The following is a 16880-nucleotide window of genomic DNA, read 5'->3' on the forward strand; positions in this document are numbered from 1 at the left end:
CGGGCTCATCCGCGCGCCGTGCCGACGAGGCCGAGGCGCTCGCCGCCATAGACACCGTCCCGCAAGGGCCGCCACCACCATTCGTTGTCGAGATACCAGCGCACGGTCCGCGCCAAGCCGGTCTCAAAGGTCTCCCGCGCCCGCCAGCCGAGCTCGGTCTCGAGCTTCGTCGCATCGATCGCGTAGCGGTGATCGTGGCCCGGACGGTCGGTGACGAAGGTGATGAGCCGGTCGTGCGGCGCGCCGGTCGGCCGCAGCCGATCGAGGGTGGCGCAGATGGTGCGCACCACCTCGATGTTGGAGCGCTCGTTGCGCCCGCCGACATTGTAGGTCTCGCCGGGCCGTCCCTTCGACAGGATCAGATGCAAGGCGCGGGCGTGGTCCTCGACATAGAGCCAGTCGCGGACATTGCTGCCGTCGCCGTAGACGGGCAGCGGCTTGCCGTCGAGCGCGTTGAGGATGACGAGCGGGATCAGCTTCTCGGGGAAGTGATAAGGCCCGTAATTGTTCGAGCAGTTCGAGACCACGACCGGCAGGCCGTAGGTGCGCTGCCAGGCGATCGCGAGATGGTCTGAAGCCGCCTTCGAGGCGGAATAAGGCGAGGACGGATCGTAGGGCGTCGTCTCGGTGAAGAGACCGTCGGGGCCGAGCGAACCGTAGACCTCGTCGGTCGAGACGTGGAGGAAGCGGAAATTCTCCTTTGCCGAGCCAGACAGCCCCGACCAATAGCGGCGGGCGCCTTCGAGAAGCGCATGCGTGCCGAGCACGTTGGTCTCGACGAACGCCTTCGACCCCGCGATGGAGCGATCGACATGGCTCTCGGCGGCGAGATGCATGATGCCGTCCGGCTTCACCTCCTCGATGAGGGAGGCCATCGCGCCGTAATCGCAGATGTCCTCCTTCACGAACCGGTAGCGCGGATGGTTGCCGATCTCGGTCAACGACGCGAGATTGCCCGCGTAGGTGAGCTTGTCGACATTGACGATCTCGGCCTCGGTCTCGCGCGCGAGATGACGGCAGAGCGCCGATCCGATGAATCCGGCCCCGCCGGTGACGATGATGCGCATCAGAAATGTCCGCTCAGGCGCGAGCCTCGTAGTGGAAGATCGGCGGCAACTCGGCGAGCCGCGGCGCGCGGCCGTCCTTGTCCGACACCACCGCCTTGCCCGGCTCGACGGGCCAATCGATGCCGAGGTCGGGGTCCGACCAGATCACCGCGCCGTCGTCGGCCGGACTGTAATAGTCCGTCACCTTGTAGGCGACCTCGCAATCGGGTTCCAGGGTGCAGAACCCGTGCAGAAAGCCCGGCGGGACCCAAAGCTGGGCCCCTTCGGCCGCGTCGAGCCGCACCGCGACGTGCTGGAGATAGGTGGGCGAGCCGACCCGGATATCGACGACGACATCGAGAACCGCACCGCGGAGGCACTGCACGAGCTTGCCCTGGGCATGGGGCGGTTTCTGGAAGTGCAGGCCGCGAATGGTCCCCGTCTCCGCCGACCGAGACAGATTGTCCTGCACGAAGCCGATATCGGCGACCTTCTCACGGAAGCGGCGGTCCGTCCAAAGCTCGACAAAGAAGCCGCGTGCATCCCCGTGCCGCTTCGGAATGACGAGCTTGAGGTCCGGAATCGCGAACGTACGCACGTCCATCGCACACTCCTTTGCGCCGGCCTCGACGACGGCGGATGGGTCTGCGTAAAGGATCGGCGCCTAGCGAACAAGCCCCTGACGGATAGGCGCGATGACGTATCCCATTTAGGCAATGGCCCGAAAATTTGCGTTCTTCAGCATGTCGTTACTCAATATCCAGAATAACGAGCGGAGCGTTGAGATGCGTCGGCAGGAGCTGCCCCCACCCAGTTTGTTGGGGCCCCACTGGTGAGCGGATGGGGATATGACAAGCAAGAGGACGAATGAAATCTGCCTGAGGTGGGATCGGCCCGCGCTGTGAAGCCGAACTACAAATTGCTTGTCAATCGGCGTGGAAACCTGAGCCCCTATCGGCGCGGAATGTTGACCCCTGTCTGGGGACAATGGTGGCGGAGGTCAGGCGCGATTCTTGAAGCGCCAGCTCTCGTTTCCGGTCTCGAAGATGTCACGGTGGTGGTGATGCCATCGAGGAGCGCCGTGGTCATCTTGGGGTCGTCGAGGACGCTCGGCCACTCGCCGAAGGCAAGGTTGGTGGTGACGATGACCAAGGTCTGTCCGTAGAGCCGGCTGACGAGGTCGACCACGTTGAAGAAGCGTCCCCTTGCGCCGCCTCGGATGGCGGCACGCGCCATGGCGTTGGCCAGGCGAGTTTTGCCGGTTCCGGTCCCATCGATCAGCACAACGTTGCGCTGGTGAGCGAGGAAGTTGCCGCCGGCGAGGTCGCGCGCCAGGGCCTCGTTGATAGGGGTGTCGTCGAACACGAAGTCGTCGATATCCTTAGCCAGGGGAAGCTTGGCGATGGTGATCAGGTACTTGATGGATCGGGCCTGCTTCTCGGATATCTCCCCTAACAAAAGGTCACCGACGATGCGCTGCGGCTCATGCTGGCGTTTGACGGCGGTGGTGATGATCTCGTCGTAGGCGGTCTTCATGCCATGGAGCTTGAGCTCGCCGGATCTGGGAAGGCTCCATCATGGGGATATCCTCAACAGGTCGTATCGTGAGCAGTCGGCGCTCGGGGCATGGCGCAGGCGCAAGGCATCGGGCGTGACGATGGTGAGGGGAGCCGCGGGCTCTCGGCGCCGGGCGAGGATGTTGAGGATCACGTCGGCCGAGTGGACGCCCTGGCCGCGAGCTTCGGCGCACGCTCCATCGACCGCGGGGAGCCCGTCGCTCAGCACGCCGGTGAGGATGTCGACCATCTGCTGGTCGCCGTCGGTGGCACCGGCGAGCTTGCGCCGGACGCGATCGAGGCTCGTGGGCAGAACCCAGTCCTTGAACGGAGCGCCGTTCCTGAGGGCGCCGGGCTTGCGTGCCAGGACCGGCACATAGTGCCAGGGGTCGAAGATGGTCTGGTCCCGCCCAAAGCAGCGCGGCTGGGAGCCGACCGGCCGGCCGTCCCGGCGCAGCTCGATCCGCTCCGCATAGGCCCGGACCTCGACCGGGCGGCCCACGGCGCTGGCGCAGACCAAATACCGATTGTTATCCAAGCGGACCAGGCAGGTCTTCGATACGGAGGCCGGGACGGCGCGGAAACCGTCGATCCGCCGGCATAAGGCACCAGGGCAGGACGCTCGGCCTCGAACGCATGCGAGATGGTCTCCTCCCACGCTCGGGGTGCGGGTGGCCCTGGGCGTAGGCGATGCACTGGTCCAGCATCCAAGCGTTCAACTCAACGTAGCTCTTCGCCCGCAGGCGCGGCGTGAAGAAATGTTTCCGCGCCAACCCGGCGTGGTTCTCCTGTCCAGCGGCATTCGGAACTGACCCCTCATGCTAATTGCCCTTCAGGCGGTTTCTGGTTGAGACGTCGCAGCGGCCTTCTACAAAAGGCGGCGGCAACGCTTCTCGCGGAGCCGATAGCTGTCTCCTCGGATGGTGATGACGTGGCTGTGGTGGAGCAGCCGATCAAGGATGGTGGTCGCGACGACAGGACCGCCGAACATCGAGCCCCATTCTCCGACGGCCCAGCTGGATGTCACGAGCATGGCGTCGCGCACATAGCGGCGGCTGACGAGCTGGAAGAACAGATGCGCCGCGTCGATCCCCGGCAGCAGCTGCACCTCCCGCTCGGAGCTGAATGCCGTCGCTCCGATCCGCAGCACCTTGCGCGCCGTGTTCCGTGAGATGTGCAGCTCCCGCACGATCTCCTTGGTGGACTTGCCGCGCACGAATAATCGCACCGGATCCGCTCAATCGTATCCACGCCTTCATCTCCAGCCCGCCCGTCGCAACGTCATGCCGCCTCAAGGACTTCAGGCGCGTCGCCACCCGATACGACCGCAACGCCGTCAACTTCCTCGCTGCCGTCTGCATCGCTGCGACCGTCAGCTACTGGTTATGAGCCTCGACCCTAATGCTTTGCAACAGGAGCAACGTACCGGGAGGCGCCGAGCACTTTAGCAGGAGTGATGCCGGAGTAAATCTTTGGTGCGAGCTGTGACCTGAACAGATCATCCGCTACGGGGGCGGTTACGGGTATTCGGATCATATCAAGGCTATCGTAAGCCGGCGATGGTTGCGCTTGGGCTCTTGCGAGCTTCTGATCGCCTTCAGAGATCATAAGGGCTAGGGTACTACCCTCCAATTCCATTGCAAAGATCAAGCGGAGCCCCGAGGATAAAATATAGATAAAAATCACCACTGCGCAGCGTACCTCAGACTATCCATTTTGCGTTTCGCAAGGGTGAATGATAGCGTTCCAATTATTGAGGTGTACCGCATAACGGCGTCCGAGGATATCGGCCTAACGAGACGGAAGGGAAGCGTGGCGTCGTGCCAAGCTGGATTCACGTAAGGATCGAGCTCGAACACGGACTTCCCCCATCGGCCATGGAGCGCCCTCCGCTCACTCAGATCGCGAGCCCGCTTTTCGGGGGAGAGGTGATCGAGGCCGCGCGACTTGGACTCGAAGTGCGTTAGGACGAGATCGGGGTCCCAACGGATCACACGGCCGCTTCGGCGCAACTTTAGGCAAAGATCGATATCGCTGTAGCTGATCGCCAGCTGCCTTTCGTCGAATCCGCCGACCTCGAGAAAGAGTGCACGGCGTATCGCCAGGAAGGCTCCGGTCACGGCACTCACCTGGCGTTGCATCTGCCAGCGCCCGTATTGGTCCGCGCTGGCGGCGGGCTGGAAAAGTCCGTCGTGGATGACGGATCCGCCCCAACCGAAGAGGACGCCGGCGTGCTGAATGGTCTCATCCGGATAGAGCAGTTTGGCGCCGAGGGCTCCGGTATCTGCGTGGGCAATCTGGGCGCGTACCCGGGTGTCCCACCCCCGAGTACGCATTTCCATATCGTCGTTGGCGAACACCAGGATCGGATCGGTCACTTTCTCCGCGGCGGCGTTGTTCAGTCCTGACCAGTTGAAGGGCCGTGGGTCCGAGAGCACGGAGACGCCGGCTTCAGCTCTCAGCATTTCCAAGATCGCTGTGTCTGCGGCGCGGCTCGTTCCGTTGTCGACGACGAGGATGCGGAGGTGTTCGGGTTGGTCGGCGTATGCACGCAGGCTCCGAACCATGCGGTCGCAATCGCTGGCGTTGTCCCGCGTACAGATGATCACCGACATCCCGTCGTCCGCGATCGGCGGCGTCCACGATAGCCGGATTCTCGTAGGGTCGGCTTCGTCGTCGATCACACGGCACGGGAGTTGCGCTGTCGCAATCCGTCGGCGTACCGCAGCGCAGTGGTCGGGAGAGGCCTCCTCACCGCGAACATCCACGAGCGGTAGAGGCAGATGCACCAAGTCCCGCAGATTCAGAAGCAGTGCGGATCGACGGCCCGCGAGCGAAGCCTGAATGTCGACTTCGCTCGCGAGCTCCGCGTAGGCTGCGGCCTTGATGGCGATGGTGTTACCCCAGATATTCCGTTGCAAGACGAGGTCGGGGTCGAAGCCCCATCGCGCCAGGAGCCGCCGATTGCCGTCCGCGTCGGTCAGCGTCGCATCGCAGCAAAGCGCCGTCGCATCCTCGCGCTCGGCGAGAGACGCGAACCAGCCGATAGCGCGCGTATGCAAGATCGCCGCGTGATCCAAAAGCAGTAGCCACCCCTCTGCGCCGGCGACGGCCAGCCGCTCAGCCTCGGTCTCGGAGACTGTGTCCGCGACGTCGAGCCATCGAACGCGCGCGTCGAAGGCGGCAACGGCTTCGACCGCCGTTCGCAGCGCCGCCGAGCGTCCGTAGAAAACGGCTTTCCAGTTCGTGGCCTCCTGGGCCTGGAGGGCGCGCAGTTGCTCTTGTACACGCCCAACCGGCGTTTCTTCGGCAGCGCTTATGATCGTGAAAAGCGGCGCGTTCTGATGCGCTGGCGGGGGAGGTACCTGAAATAGGGCCTCGAAGAGGGCGTATTGCTCGGCAGGAATGGCGGCCAAAGTCGCGAGAGACGGCATGGCCGTCTCGATCAGGGCGAGACGGTCGCGAACTTCGTGCAACGTCGCGGTGACGTCGAGCAGCTTCTCGAATGACCCGGATGCAGCGAGAGCCTTGGTGCGGGCGACCTGAGCCACAGGCTCGCCCGCCATTGCCAATTCATGAAGCGCTGCCTCGAATGTCGGCGCGAGCTCGAGAGCTTTGCGGTAGCTCTTCAGGGCAGCCGGACGGCGGCCCATAAGGGCGAGCGCGCGGCCCCGCTGTAGGTGGATATCCGCATCGTCGGGACTGTCCTGTAATGCGTCGTCGTAGGCCTCCAGAGCCTGCGGAAGTTGGCCGCAATCTTTGCACATATTGCCGAGCTGAACCTTCAAGTCGGTTCGCCACGGAGCCAATTCCAGTGCATCGCGGTATGCCAAGGCGGCCTCGGCGTGCTCTCCCGCATCGCGAAACTGGTCCGCCTTCGCGACCGAGGCTGTCAACAGGGTTTGCGATTCTGCGGCGTGTGGCAATCGCGAGCGATTGCCCGCCACCTCACGCCGATCAGCGCCGCTTCTCCCTTTGAACCAGCTCAGCAAACGCGAAACTCCTTGGAAGGCGGCCAGAGAGACCGTTTGCCTTTGAATTCTCGTCCTGCTTAACGGACGAACCGGACGCTAAAGCTCCAACCTTGCGGTGAGCCGCCCGGCGTCGGGTGCAGCGCCTTCTTCTACCTGTGATAAAATTGGGCCCCGCGTGGGAAAAATCCATGCCACGGAAGGAGTGTCACTTCACCGCGGAGTAGATGCTGGCGCCGGTCGCCGTCGGGGAGGCGATCATGTTAAAGATTTGCAGCGCCTTCTGGGTGTCGGTCAGGGAGGCGTTGGAGACGTAGAGGACGTCCTTGTTCTGGATCTCGAATTGCTGGATCAGGAACAGGCTGTCCGGGTTGCGCATGTTGATGCGGTAAACGATCGGCGTCAGCGTGCCGTCGCGCACCGCGGGGTTCGTGGGCGCGAGCTGGCGGGCGATCGAGGCGGGCTCGTAGCGGAAGATGAACACGCCCGCCGGATCGGCGCGGTAGTCCTGCAGGCCACCCGCCTTCACCAGCGCTTGCGCAAGGGTCAGACGGTCGCTCTGGAACGGAATCTCGGCGTTGGCACCGGTCGCGCCATAGGCGAGGAAGGAGAGGGGATCGCGCACCAGCACGAGCGAGTCGCCCGGGCGGACGAAGATGTTCTCGCGCGGATCGGTGACGATGCGGATCAGCGGCATCGTCGCGGTCTTGCCGTTGCGCGACAATTCCACCGTCGTCTCGTTCACCGGCGCCCGGAGGCCCCCGGCGGCGGCGATGACGTCGAGAATACGGTCGCCCTTCATCGAGAGCGGCACCCGTGCGCCGTTCGCCACCTCGCCCGTGACGGTCACCGAGCTGCTGACCGCCTGGAGAACAGAGACGAGCGCCTGCGGCTGATCGGCCTTGCCGACGAGCGCCGATTCGATCTCGGTCTGAACCTGGCCGGGGGTCTTGCCGACGACGGGGATATTTCCGGCGAACGGCACGGTGATGGTGCCGTCGCGGCCGACGATCTGGTTCGGGATCGTCGCGCTCTTGGAGCCGGTGGAGAACTTCTCGGTGGTCAGCGGCGCCGTGAAGAGGCCGCCGGCACCCGCCTCCCAGATCGTCACGGAGAGCGTGTCGCCCACGCCGATGCGAGGTTCGACCGAACTGCGATAATCCCCGAAGCGTTGGGAAAAGCCCTCGGGCGGCCGAGACCGCAGCGCCGAGACGACCGACGGCGTGATGTCGACGACGATATAATTGCTCTTCGCCTGGTTCGCCGTGTTGAGCACCTCAGAGGCGGACGGGCCCACCTTCGGGATGCCGCATCCGGCGAGCACGAGCGCGAGGGCGGTCGCAGCAACGGAACCACGCATCGTCGGCTTACCACCCTTTGTTTCAGCCCACGCCGGTCTCCTAGCAGGTCCGAGCGCCCGCACCAAGCTGCCGTCGAAGGATCGTGTCGTGTCGCGAGAGGCGGCGGAAGGCCGACCGAGGGCACTATCGATGGTGGGCGTTAAGGAATGTTTCCCACCCGTGGCGTTTGGGTCACACGGGCAGGGGACTGCGAGGGCCCACCAATCCGAACACGCGAAGACGGAATGAGGGCCCATCTGCCGCCCGCTGAGCGGGGGCTCGGTTCTCGCCTGGGTAAGGCCTCACGCCAGCGCCACGCTGACGGCGTTCTGGTCGAGCGCATCGCGCAGGGCACCTTCGGGAGGGCGGTCGGTGACGAGGGTCGCGACGTTGCGCCAGGGGGTGTAGCGGGCGGCGAAGACCCGGTCGTGCTTCGAATGGTCGGCGACGACCATGCAGCGCGCGGCGCGGGCGACCATCGCCGAATAGACGGCGCCGCATTCGAGGAGCGCCTCCGAAGGGCCGTCCGGGGCGAGGCCGCTCGCGCCGATGATGGCGCAATCGGCGTGGAAATCGTTGAGGAACGAGACGGCGTGGACGCCGACCGTCGCGCCTTCGCCGGGATGATAGTCGCCCGGCATCATCAGCACCTTGATCGTCGGGTTGAGTGACAGCACCGTCGCGACGCCGAACGAATGGGTAATGACGGCGATGTTCTTCATCTCGACGGCAATGCGGCGTGCGACATGCACCGTCGTTGCGCCGGAGCCGATCATGAGGATGCGCGCGGTCTTGAGAAGCGGCACCGCGACCTTGGCGATGCGCTCGCGCTCGGGGACGTGGAGCGCGTGGCGCTCGGTGACCGAGGGTTCCGTGCCGAGCGGGCGGACGGCGCCGCCATAGGTGCGGTTGAGGAGGCCCTGCTCGGTCATCGCATCGAGGTCGCGCCGGATCGTCTCCGTCGAGACGGCGAGCCGGCGGGCGAGTTCTGCGACCCGCAGGCTCGGCGACCGGTTGAGCTCGGCGAGGATCTGCTCCTGCCGCGACGCCTTCGATCGCCTCATGGCCTCCGCCTCATGCCGCTTTATCCTTTTTATGATTAGGCTTATGGGCCGTTCTTAGCACCCTGCGTGGGTGCGGCAAGCGTGATTTCCCGCGAGATCACGCTTGCCGGCGGCGCACGATCGCGAGCACCGCTCCGCCGCCGAGCAGAAGCGCCGCCGCGGCCAGCGTGCTCATAGTGCCGAGCGCCGGCACCATCGGCGTATAGCCCGCCACCATCTTCGAATAGAGCCACTTCGGGATCGTGGAATCGACGCCCGCCGTATAGAGCGACAGCGGAAAATTGCCCCACGACAAGAGGAAGGCGAACAGCGCGCCCGACCAGATGCCGGGCCACAGGATCGGCAGCGTCACCTCGCGCAGGATGAAGAGCCGGCTCGCGCCGAGATCGGCGGCGGCCTCCTCGAGCGTCGGATCGAAGCTGTAGACCTGGATCGCGATCACCAGGGTGACGACCGGCACGATCCAGACGAGATGGGCGACGACGGCCGTCTGCCAACTCGGGCTGATGCCGAGGGCGTTGAACCACAGGAGCAGGGCGAGCCCGAGCACCGGCTGGGGGAAGAAGACCGGGAGGAGCAGCACCTTCTGGAAAAGGCGCCGGCCCTTCCAGTCGTAGCGTGCGAAGGCGAGGGCGCCGAAGAAGGCGAAGAACACCGACACGACGGTGACGATCAGGGCGATCAGCAGCGAATTCTGAACGAGGGTGTGGATCTCGAAGGAATCGACTGTCTTCTGCCACCATTCGAGGGAGAAGGCGCGCACGGGGAAGCCGAAATAGCGCCCCTTGGAGAGCCCGGCGAGCGCGCCGCACAGGATCGGCAGATAGATCGCGACGAGAACGAGCGCGGTCCAGAGCCGGATGAACGCCCGAGTGCGGGCTTGACCGATGGAGTCCATGGGGGAACCTCCGCGCTTCAGCGCCGTCCGAGAATGCGGTCGAGATCGAGCCGGGAGAGCACGAACAGGGCGAGCCCGCTGACGATCGCGACGAGGATCAGCGCAAGCGCCGAGCCGAGCGGCCAATTCTGCGCGTAGGTGAAGGCGACCTCGATGTCCTGGGCGATCATGATGACGGATTGGCCGCCGAGGATCTTCGCCTCGGCAATGGCGCCGGCGGCGAGCACGAAGGTGAGCAGCATGCCGATCAGGATTCCCGGCATCGCGAGCGGCAATTCCACCTCGCGCCAGATCATGAGCCGGCTCGCGCCGAGATCGCGGGCGGCATCGACGAGATCGCGGGGGATCATGGCGATGCCGAGGGTCATCGGAAACAGCATGAAGGGCAGATAGACGTAGGCCATGCCGAACAGGATGATGCCGGGCGTGTAGAGCACCTCGGGACCGGCACCGAGGCCGAGCCACTTCATCGCGCCGTCGAGCACACCGTTCTTGATGAAGAACAGCACCCAGCCATAGAGCCGGACATTCTCCGAGACGAACAGCGGGAAGACGAAGAGGACGCTGACGAGCCCGGAAAAGCGGCCAAACACCCGGTTGAGGCCGTAGGCGATCGGGTAGGCGACGATCGCGAGCAGCGCCACCGTGATGAAGGCGAACAGAAGCGACCAGGCGAACGACGTCCACACCGTGTTCGCCGGATCGACGATCGCGGCGAAGTTCGCCAGCGTGAAGGTGCGGAAGACGTCGAAGCTCTTCGGCGTCGCGAAGGCATAGGCCGCGACCGTCACGAGCGGGGCGAGAAAGCCGAGCACGAGCAGCACGAGCACGGGGCTCGCGCTGCGCAGGCCGGGGGAGAGGCGGAGCGAGAGGGTCTTCGCCTCCGCGGGGGCGTCGAGCGTGGTGACGGCCATCGCTCAGGCCTCCACCACGATGGCGTCGCGCGCATCCCAGCCGATCGTCACCGTGTCGCCCTGGACCGGGCTCGCGGCGGTGCGCGGCAGTTCGACGAGGAAGGTCTTGTCCTCGACATGGACCTGATATTGGACCCGGGAGCCCAGGGCATATTCGTTGAAGACGCGGCCCGTCAGCACATTGTCGGCGCCCGCCGGTCCTTCGACGAAGCGCATCGCTTCCGGCCGCACGATCACGGCAGCCGTGTCCGCCGCCTCCGGGGCCTTGGTGCCGAGCGCGATCGGGCGGTCGCCGTCCCCGATCCAGCGCCCGTCCGCGTCGCGGCGGACCTCGATCGCGTTCACCTCGCCGAAGAACTCGGCGACGAAGCGGGTCGCCGGGCGGGCATAGATCTCCTCCGGCGTGCCGATCTGCACGATCTTGCCGGCGCGCATGACCCCGATGCGGTCCGACATCACCATCGCTTCCTCGAGCGAGTGGGTGATGTAGACGAAGGTCTTGCCGCTTTCGCGGTGCAGATCCTTGAGCTCCTTCTCGAGCAGCTTCTTGAGTTTGTAATCGAGCGCCGAGAGCGGCTCGTCGAAGAACAGCACGTCCGGGTCGTAGGCGAAGGCGCGGGCGAGCGCGACGCGCTGCCGTTCGCCACCGGAGCAACGCATGACGTTCTTGCCGTAATAGTCCTCCGGCAGGCGGACCATGCGCATCAATTCGAGCGCGCGCGCTTTCCGCGCGGCCGGCGCGATCTTCTTGACCTTGAGGGGGAATTCGATGTTCTCGCCGACCGTCTTGTGCGGGAAGAGGGCGAGCGACTGGAACACGAGGCAGGTCGGGCGCCGGTTCGAGGGCACGTCGTTGATGAGCTCGCCCCGCAGGGTGATGTAGCCGTGGGTCGGCGCCTCCATGCCGGCGAGCATGCGCAGGAGGGTCGTCTTGCCGGACCCGGACGGGCCGACGATCGTCACGAACTCGCCCTCGCGGATGTCGACGTCGATCCCGTCCACCGCTGCGAAATCCTTGAAGACCTTGCGGACGCCGACGAGCTGGAGCACCGGCCTCGCCGCCTGGGCGGGCGCTTCCGGGGCGTGGGCCGGCGCGCCGTCGGCGAACGGAACCGGCGTCGGCTCCGCGTCTGAAAGGTGCGCGTGGGAGGGAGCGTTCATCGGCCGATCCTCGAGGTCTTGCAAAGCTATACGGGCCGATCAGGCCGGCAGACCGTGCGGGCCCGGCCGGATCGCGCTCGGAAGAGGCACGGGGCCCGATCGGGTCGCTCCGATCGGGCGGTGCCGGGGAAGGGGACTCGGCCCCGCCTCAGCCGCGCAGACGCTTCGCGGCGGTCATCAGGTCGAGCGCCTTGTCGTAGTCGGGCACGATGTCGTACTCGGCCGAACGGGCCATCTCTTCTTCCAGGCTGTCCCACTGGATCGCGACGAGCTGCTCCTTGGTGAAGAGCTCGAAGCACTTCGGGTTGCCCATCTGGGCGACCGGGTTGTAGGTGCCTTCGGCGAACGCCACGGTGTGGGCGACGTCCGGCGCCTGGACATATTTCAGGAACTCGGTCGCGAGCGGCGAAAGCTGCGGATTGTTCACCGTCGAGGTGATCTCGATCCAGGAGACGCCGCCGAGCCCGTTGATCGGGCCCTTGAGCGGGGTCACGGCGCGCAGGTTCTCGTAGCCGTCGGCGCGGGCGGGCGACACCGAATAGGTGCCGCCGGTCATGTGCAGGTCGATCTCGCCGGAGACCAGGGCCTGGTTCATGGTCGCGATGTCGCCGACCATCTTGGCGCCCTTGAAGACGCGCACGGCCGTCTCGTTGAAGAGCTTCATCTCGGCATCGTTGTGCGTCTTGAACGGATCGATGCCGGCGATGAGGAAGATGTTGAAGACGTTCCAGTCGTCCGATTCGAGAATGCCGTACTTGCCGGCGAGCGAGGCGTCGTTGAACAGGTTCCAGCCCTGTTCCTCGGCGGTCTTGCGGCTGATCTTGTCGGTGTTGACGACGAAGCTGTAAGGCCCGAAGCGCTGGGCCATGCCGAGCAGTTCTTTGCCGTCCTCGCTCATCGCCCACCGATAGGGCGGCTTGAACTGCGGGAGCATCTTGTCGAAGAACGGCTCGAACTCGGCCTTCGGCAGCGGCTTGATCAGGTGGGCGGGCCACATCACCTTGCGCGCCCAAGGGTTGTTGACGTTGATCAGGTCCCAGATGTTGGTCTCGCCGGCGCGCAGCCGGTTGATCATCGTCGGGTCGTTGGTGAGGCTTTCGGCCTTCACCGTCGCGCCTTCCTTGGCGCGGAACGGATCGAGCACCTGGGCCGAATTGTAGCCCTCCCAACAGAGAATGTTCAGCTCCTTGTCGCGCGCGGCATAGGCCTTGCTCATCATGGCCATGGGGCCGGCGAAGGCCGCCGCGCCCATGAGCTGCAACAGGTTGCGCCTGGAAATATCGATCATCGGTCCCTCGTTCCGGTCTGTGGCTCTCGGTGCGGCCATTTGTTGGAATTGTGTCGGAGGAATGTGTTGCTTACAACATCTTTTTGCGGCGATGCGAAAGGTTCGCCGCGCCGCGCCGGTCCTGTGGCGACTCCGTCGAGCGCACGGCCCGCAACCTCGAACGTGATCGATTAGATATTGATCTCAATGTGCTTTTCATTTGGGCAACGGGGCCGTCGCGCCGTCCGCGACCGGCCGCTCGGGGTGCCGAGACGGCGCGACTCACGCGGGCAAGCCCGTTGCACTGCGCAAAAAAGAAGGGGAACGGAATGTTGAAGTCACTACAAGGAAAGACGGCGATCGTCACCGGCGGCAGCCGCGGGATCGGCCGGGGCATCGCGCGCCGCTTCGGCGAGGCGGGCCTCAACGTTCTCGTCGTGTCGCGCTCGGCCGCCGATGCCGACCGGGTCGCCGCCGAGATCGGGCCGCACGCCGAGGGTTTTGCCGCGGATGTGAGCCGGCCGGAGGATTGCGACGCGATGGCGGCGGCGGCGGTCGCGCGGTTCGGCGGGATCGACGTGCTCTGTGCCAATGCCGGCATCTTCCCGGCCGCCAAGCTCGGGGAAATGACGGCCGCCGACTTCGATCATGTGATGGCGACGAACCTGCGCAGCCTCTTTCTCAGCGTTTCCGCGGTTCTGCCGGCCATGACTGAGGCCGGTGGCGGGCGCATCGTGCTCACCTCGTCCATCACCGGCCCGGTCACCGGCTATCCCGGCTGGTCGCATTATGGGGCGAGCAAGGCCGGGCAGCTCGGCTTCATGCGCACGGCGGCGATCGAGCTCGCGCCCCGCCGGATCACCGTGAACGCGGTGCTGCCGGGCAACATCATGACCGAGGGGCTCGACGGAATCGGCGGCGATTACATCACGAAGATGGAAGCCTCGATCCCGATGCGCCGGCTCGGCGGCGTCGAGGACATCGCCAACGCGGCTTTGTTCTTCGCCTCGGAGGAGGCCGCCTACATCACCGGCCAGAGCCTCGTCGTCGACGGCGGGCAGATCCTGCCGGAATCCCTCGGCGCGCTCGAGGCAATGGGCTGAAACGCGAAAACGCTCTCCGCCGTCCTGTCGGCGTCGGGGAGCGTTGTGGTCCGTATTGTGGCGAGTACCAACGTTCGCGGCGGCTCAGGCCCGCGCGCCGAGGATCGCGGCCAGCGTATCCGTGAAGAACGCCGCATCGGCGGCCGAGAAGCAGAGTGGCGGGCGGATCTTGAGCGTGTTGCCGTAGAGCCCGGCCGCGCCGATCAGGATGCCGCGCTCCTTCATGGCGTTGATGACGTGGGTCGAGAGCGCCGGGTCGGGCGCGCCGCTCGCCGGATCGACGAAATCGAGCCCTATGAAGAGGCCGGCTCCGCGCACCGCGCCGATCGCCGGCTCGTGGGCCGAGAGGTCGCGCAGGCCCGCCAGGAACGCCGCCCCGACGCTCCGCGCGTGCTCGATCAGGCCTTCCTCGGCGATCACGTCGAGCACCGCCTTGCCGGCGGCGGCGGCGACCGGGTTGCCGCCGAAGGTGTTGAAATAGCCGGTCTCCTCGCAGAAGGCGGCGAGCAGATCCGGCCGGGTGACGACGCCGCCCATCGGAAAGCCGTTACCCATCGGCTTGCCCATGGTGACGATGTCCGGCGTGAGCCCGTGGCGTTGGAATCCCCACATTCCACCGCCGGTGCGCCCGAACCCCGGCTGCACCTCGTCGGCGATAAAGAGCCCGCCGGCGACGTGGACCGCTTCGACCGCCTCCTTCAGGAAGCCTGCCGGATCGGCGTGGATGCCGTCGCTCGAGAAGATGGAATCGACGATCAGGGCGGCGACGCCGTGCCCGGCGGCCTCGAGATCCGCGGCGGCGCTGCGGACGGCGGCGGCGAAGGTCGCCGCGACGTCCTCGCCGGGCCGCAGCAGCGGAGCCGGCACGCAGCGGACGAAATCGGCCGGCGCGCGCTTGCGCAGCGAGGAGGGGGAGATCTCCGTCACCAGGGCCGTGTTGCCGTGATAGGCGGTCTCGGTGACGATGAAGCCGCGCTTGCCCGTCCCGATCTGGGCGATGCGCATGGCGAGGTCGTTGCTCTCGCTCCCCGTGCAGGTCATCACCAGATTGGTGAGCGGTGCGGGGAAGGTCGCGAGCAGCGCCTCGGCATAGGTCTCGACGGCGCGGTTCAGATAGCGCGTGTGAATGTTGAGCACGGCGGCCTGGGCGGCGATCGCCTCGACCACCTTCGGATGGCAATGGCCGACCGACGGAACGTTATTATAGACATCGAGATAGCGCTTGCCGCTCGCGTCGTACATGAAGGCGCCGCGGGCCCGCACCATCTCGATCGGCTGCTCGTAGAACAGCACCGATGAGGCGCCGAAGGTGGCGCGGCGGCGCCGAATGCGATCGGCGAGTTCCGGCTCGAACGTGCGCGCGGCGCGATCGTCGAAGCGGTTGAGGTCGAGGATTTCCTTGGTCGGGGTGTCGCCGTCGAGCATGCTCATGATCGCCTCAGCCATGCCGGGAGAGATAGAGATCGGCGAGCCGAACCGTGCCGTCGGTATAGGCGGTGCCCATCGATTGCGCCGTCGGGGTCTCCGCATGGGAGGCGATCCAGGCGGTGAGCTGGAGCCGGCGCAGCATGACGAACATCGGCAGTGCCGCCTCGTGCTCGGCGTCGAGCGGCGCGACCCGGCGATAGCCTTCGAGCCAGGCCGCCATCAGGTCCGACACCACGGGCTCGTGTTCGAGGAAGCTGATCGCGGCGGCGAAGTCGTAGGCGAACCAACTGATCCCGCAATCGTCGAAGTCGATGACGCCGAGCCGGTCGCCGTCGACGAGCAGGTTCGCCGCCCGCATGTCGCAATGGACGAGGCCGAAGCGGGCCTCGTCGTAGCCGTAGGCCGCGGTCTGGCGCGCGAGGAGCGGATAGAGGCGCTCCAGCACGGCGCGGCCTTCGGCATCGAGGCCGAGCGCGGCGCGCCAGTCGCCCCAATAGGCGGTGTCGCCGACGATTCGCTCGAAATTCCAGGTCTTACGGGCGAAATCTTCAGGCTTTTTCCAAGCCCGGGAATGGCCGTGCAGCCGCGCATTGATCTCGCCGAGATGGCCGTACCATTTGACGAGATCGGAGTCGGCGTCGGGCTCGCGGCCCGCCATGTGCTCGAAGGCGACGGCATTGCGCATGTGCTCGCCGTCCGAGAAGGAGACGAGCATCGCCCCGTCGGCGGCCGGGATGGGCGCCGGCGTCTCGACGATACCGTCGCGCCGCAGCGCCTCGATCCAGGCGAGCTCGGAGCGAATCTCGGCCTCGCTGTGATAGGCGGGCCGGTGCACCCGCACGACGAAGCGCCGTCCGTCGTCCTCAACCAGATAGGTCGCGTTCTCCGAGATCGTGAGGAGGCGGATCTCCGCGTCCGGCGCGGCGCCCCACGTGCCGACCACGGAGCGCACGCCGCGTTCGAGCCGCGACAGGAAGAGATCGTCGTAGAGCATCAGCAGGCATCCGGCGGGTGATATTGGCAAAGCCAACAGCAAAAATGTTGGATTTGCAACATCCAAAGTTTCGACCCGACCGGCGGTGTCGGGGAGGCGCGCGATGTGATCTCGTTTGCGCATCCTGCGTCCCGCGCT

The 16880-nt window shown here is 65.7% G+C and carries 12 protein-coding genes and 3 pseudogenes; 2 read left to right on the forward strand and 13 right to left on the reverse strand.

Going from position 1 to position 16880, the window contains the following annotated elements; genetic code table 11:
- Positions 1-5: 5 nt before the first annotated feature.
- From rfbB to F0357_RS25595, 4 genes and pseudogenes are all read right to left on the reverse strand, one after another.
- Positions 6-1067, reverse strand: a complete 1062-nt coding sequence (gene rfbB, locus F0357_RS22075) for a dTDP-glucose 4,6-dehydratase (RefSeq protein ID WP_153490171.1) — start codon at positions 1065-1067, stop codon at positions 6-8.
- Between the two features lie 13 nt (positions 1068-1080).
- Positions 1081-1650, reverse strand: a complete 570-nt coding sequence (gene rfbC, locus F0357_RS22080; RefSeq protein ID WP_153490174.1) for a dTDP-4-dehydrorhamnose 3,5-epimerase — start codon at positions 1648-1650, stop codon at positions 1081-1083.
- Between the two features lie 396 nt (positions 1651-2046).
- Positions 2047-2582: pseudogene (locus tag F0357_RS22085) on the reverse strand (ATP-binding protein).
- Between the two features lie 39 nt (positions 2583-2621).
- Positions 2622-3853, reverse strand: a pseudogene (locus F0357_RS25595) (ATP-binding protein).
- 36 nt (positions 3854-3889) lie between these two features.
- Here F0357_RS25595 and F0357_RS22100 point away from each other — a divergent pair.
- A pseudogene (locus F0357_RS22100) lies at positions 3890-3991 on the forward strand (IS5/IS1182 family transposase); the annotation flags it as partial.
- Positions 3992-4284: 293 nt separating this feature from the next.
- Here F0357_RS22100 and F0357_RS22105 read toward each other — a convergent pair.
- The 7 genes from F0357_RS22105 to F0357_RS22135 all read right to left on the reverse strand — a co-directional run bounded on the left by F0357_RS22105 (position 4285) and on the right by F0357_RS22135 (position 13238).
- Entirely contained in the window at positions 4285-6594 is a 2310-nt protein-coding gene (locus tag F0357_RS22105) for a tetratricopeptide repeat protein (RefSeq protein WP_153490178.1), read from the reverse strand.
- A 187-nt stretch (positions 6595-6781) separates the two neighbouring features.
- The gene (locus F0357_RS22110; protein WP_153490181.1) at positions 6782-7933 is read right to left on the reverse strand and encodes a polysaccharide biosynthesis/export family protein; all 1152 of its coding nucleotides are present in this window, start codon (positions 7931-7933) and stop codon (positions 6782-6784) included.
- 282 nt (positions 7934-8215) lie between these two features.
- The gene (locus F0357_RS22115) at positions 8216-8977 is read right to left on the reverse strand and encodes a DeoR/GlpR family DNA-binding transcription regulator (protein WP_153490186.1); all 762 of its coding nucleotides are present in this window, start codon (positions 8975-8977) and stop codon (positions 8216-8218) included.
- A gap of 97 nt (positions 8978-9074) precedes the next feature.
- Positions 9075-9875, reverse strand: coding sequence for an ABC transporter permease (locus F0357_RS22120; protein WP_153490190.1), 801 nt, complete (start codon positions 9873-9875; stop codon positions 9075-9077).
- Positions 9876-9892: 17 nt separating this feature from the next.
- Entirely contained in the window at positions 9893-10789 is an 897-nt protein-coding gene (locus F0357_RS22125) for an ABC transporter permease (protein ID WP_153490193.1), read from the reverse strand.
- A 3-nt stretch (positions 10790-10792) separates the two neighbouring features.
- Positions 10793-11950, reverse strand: a complete 1158-nt coding sequence (locus tag F0357_RS22130) for an ABC transporter ATP-binding protein (protein ID WP_153490196.1) — start codon at positions 11948-11950, stop codon at positions 10793-10795.
- Positions 11951-12098: 148 nt separating this feature from the next.
- On the reverse strand, positions 12099-13238 hold the full coding sequence (locus F0357_RS22135; RefSeq protein WP_153490199.1) for an ABC transporter substrate-binding protein: 1140 nt from the start codon (positions 13236-13238) through the stop codon (positions 12099-12101).
- A gap of 308 nt (positions 13239-13546) precedes the next feature.
- Between F0357_RS22135 and fabG the strand changes: the two genes are divergently transcribed.
- Positions 13547-14320 (forward strand): 3-oxoacyl-ACP reductase FabG, encoded by a 774-nt coding sequence (gene fabG / locus F0357_RS22140; protein ID WP_153490209.1) that lies wholly within the window; start codon positions 13547-13549, stop codon positions 14318-14320.
- An 84-nt stretch (positions 14321-14404) separates the two neighbouring features.
- Here fabG and F0357_RS22145 read toward each other — a convergent pair whose 3' ends face one another.
- Together F0357_RS22145 and F0357_RS22150 are read right to left on the reverse strand one after the other, a co-directional pair.
- The gene (locus F0357_RS22145; RefSeq protein WP_246161851.1) at positions 14405-15751 is read right to left on the reverse strand and encodes an aspartate aminotransferase family protein; all 1347 of its coding nucleotides are present in this window, start codon (positions 15749-15751) and stop codon (positions 14405-14407) included.
- Positions 15752-15758: 7 nt separating this feature from the next.
- Positions 15759-16742 (reverse strand): phosphotransferase enzyme family protein, encoded by a 984-nt coding sequence (locus F0357_RS22150; protein WP_153490212.1) that lies wholly within the window; start codon positions 16740-16742, stop codon positions 15759-15761.
- Between the last annotated feature and the right edge of the window lie 138 nt (positions 16743-16880).

Source organism: Segnochrobactrum spirostomi, from assembly GCF_009600605.1.
Classification (GTDB): Bacteria; Pseudomonadota; Alphaproteobacteria; order Rhizobiales; family Segnochrobactraceae; genus Segnochrobactrum; species Segnochrobactrum spirostomi.

What these genes read in the sequence shown, in the direction of transcription:
- rfbB (WP_153490171.1), bottom strand. Translation starts at nt 1,067, where the DNA reads ATGCGCATCATCGTCACCGGCGGGGCCGGATTCATCGGATCGGCGCTC.
- rfbC (WP_153490174.1), bottom strand. Translation starts at nt 1,650, where the DNA reads ATGGACGTGCGTACGTTCGCGATTCCGGACCTCAAGCTCGTCATTCCG.
- F0357_RS22110 (WP_153490181.1), bottom strand. Translation starts at nt 7,933, where the DNA reads ATGCGTGGTTCCGTTGCTGCGACCGCCCTCGCGCTCGTGCTCGCCGGA.
- F0357_RS22115 (WP_153490186.1), bottom strand. Translation starts at nt 8,977, where the DNA reads ATGAGGCGATCGAAGGCGTCGCGGCAGGAGCAGATCCTCGCCGAGCTC.
- F0357_RS22120 (WP_153490190.1), bottom strand. Translation starts at nt 9,875, where the DNA reads ATGGACTCCATCGGTCAAGCCCGCACTCGGGCGTTCATCCGGCTCTGG.
- F0357_RS22125 (WP_153490193.1), bottom strand. Translation starts at nt 10,789, where the DNA reads ATGGCCGTCACCACGCTCGACGCCCCCGCGGAGGCGAAGACCCTCTCG.
- F0357_RS22130 (WP_153490196.1), bottom strand. Translation starts at nt 11,950, where the DNA reads ATGAACGCTCCCTCCCACGCGCACCTTTCAGACGCGGAGCCGACGCCG.
- F0357_RS22135 (WP_153490199.1), bottom strand. Translation starts at nt 13,238, where the DNA reads ATGATCGATATTTCCAGGCGCAACCTGTTGCAGCTCATGGGCGCGGCG.
- fabG (WP_153490209.1), top strand. Translation starts at nt 13,547, where the DNA reads ATGTTGAAGTCACTACAAGGAAAGACGGCGATCGTCACCGGCGGCAGC.
- F0357_RS22145 (WP_246161851.1), bottom strand. Translation starts at nt 15,751, where the DNA reads ATGAGCATGCTCGACGGCGACACCCCGACCAAGGAAATCCTCGACCTC.
- F0357_RS22150 (WP_153490212.1), bottom strand. Translation starts at nt 16,742, where the DNA reads ATGCTCTACGACGATCTCTTCCTGTCGCGGCTCGAACGCGGCGTGCGC.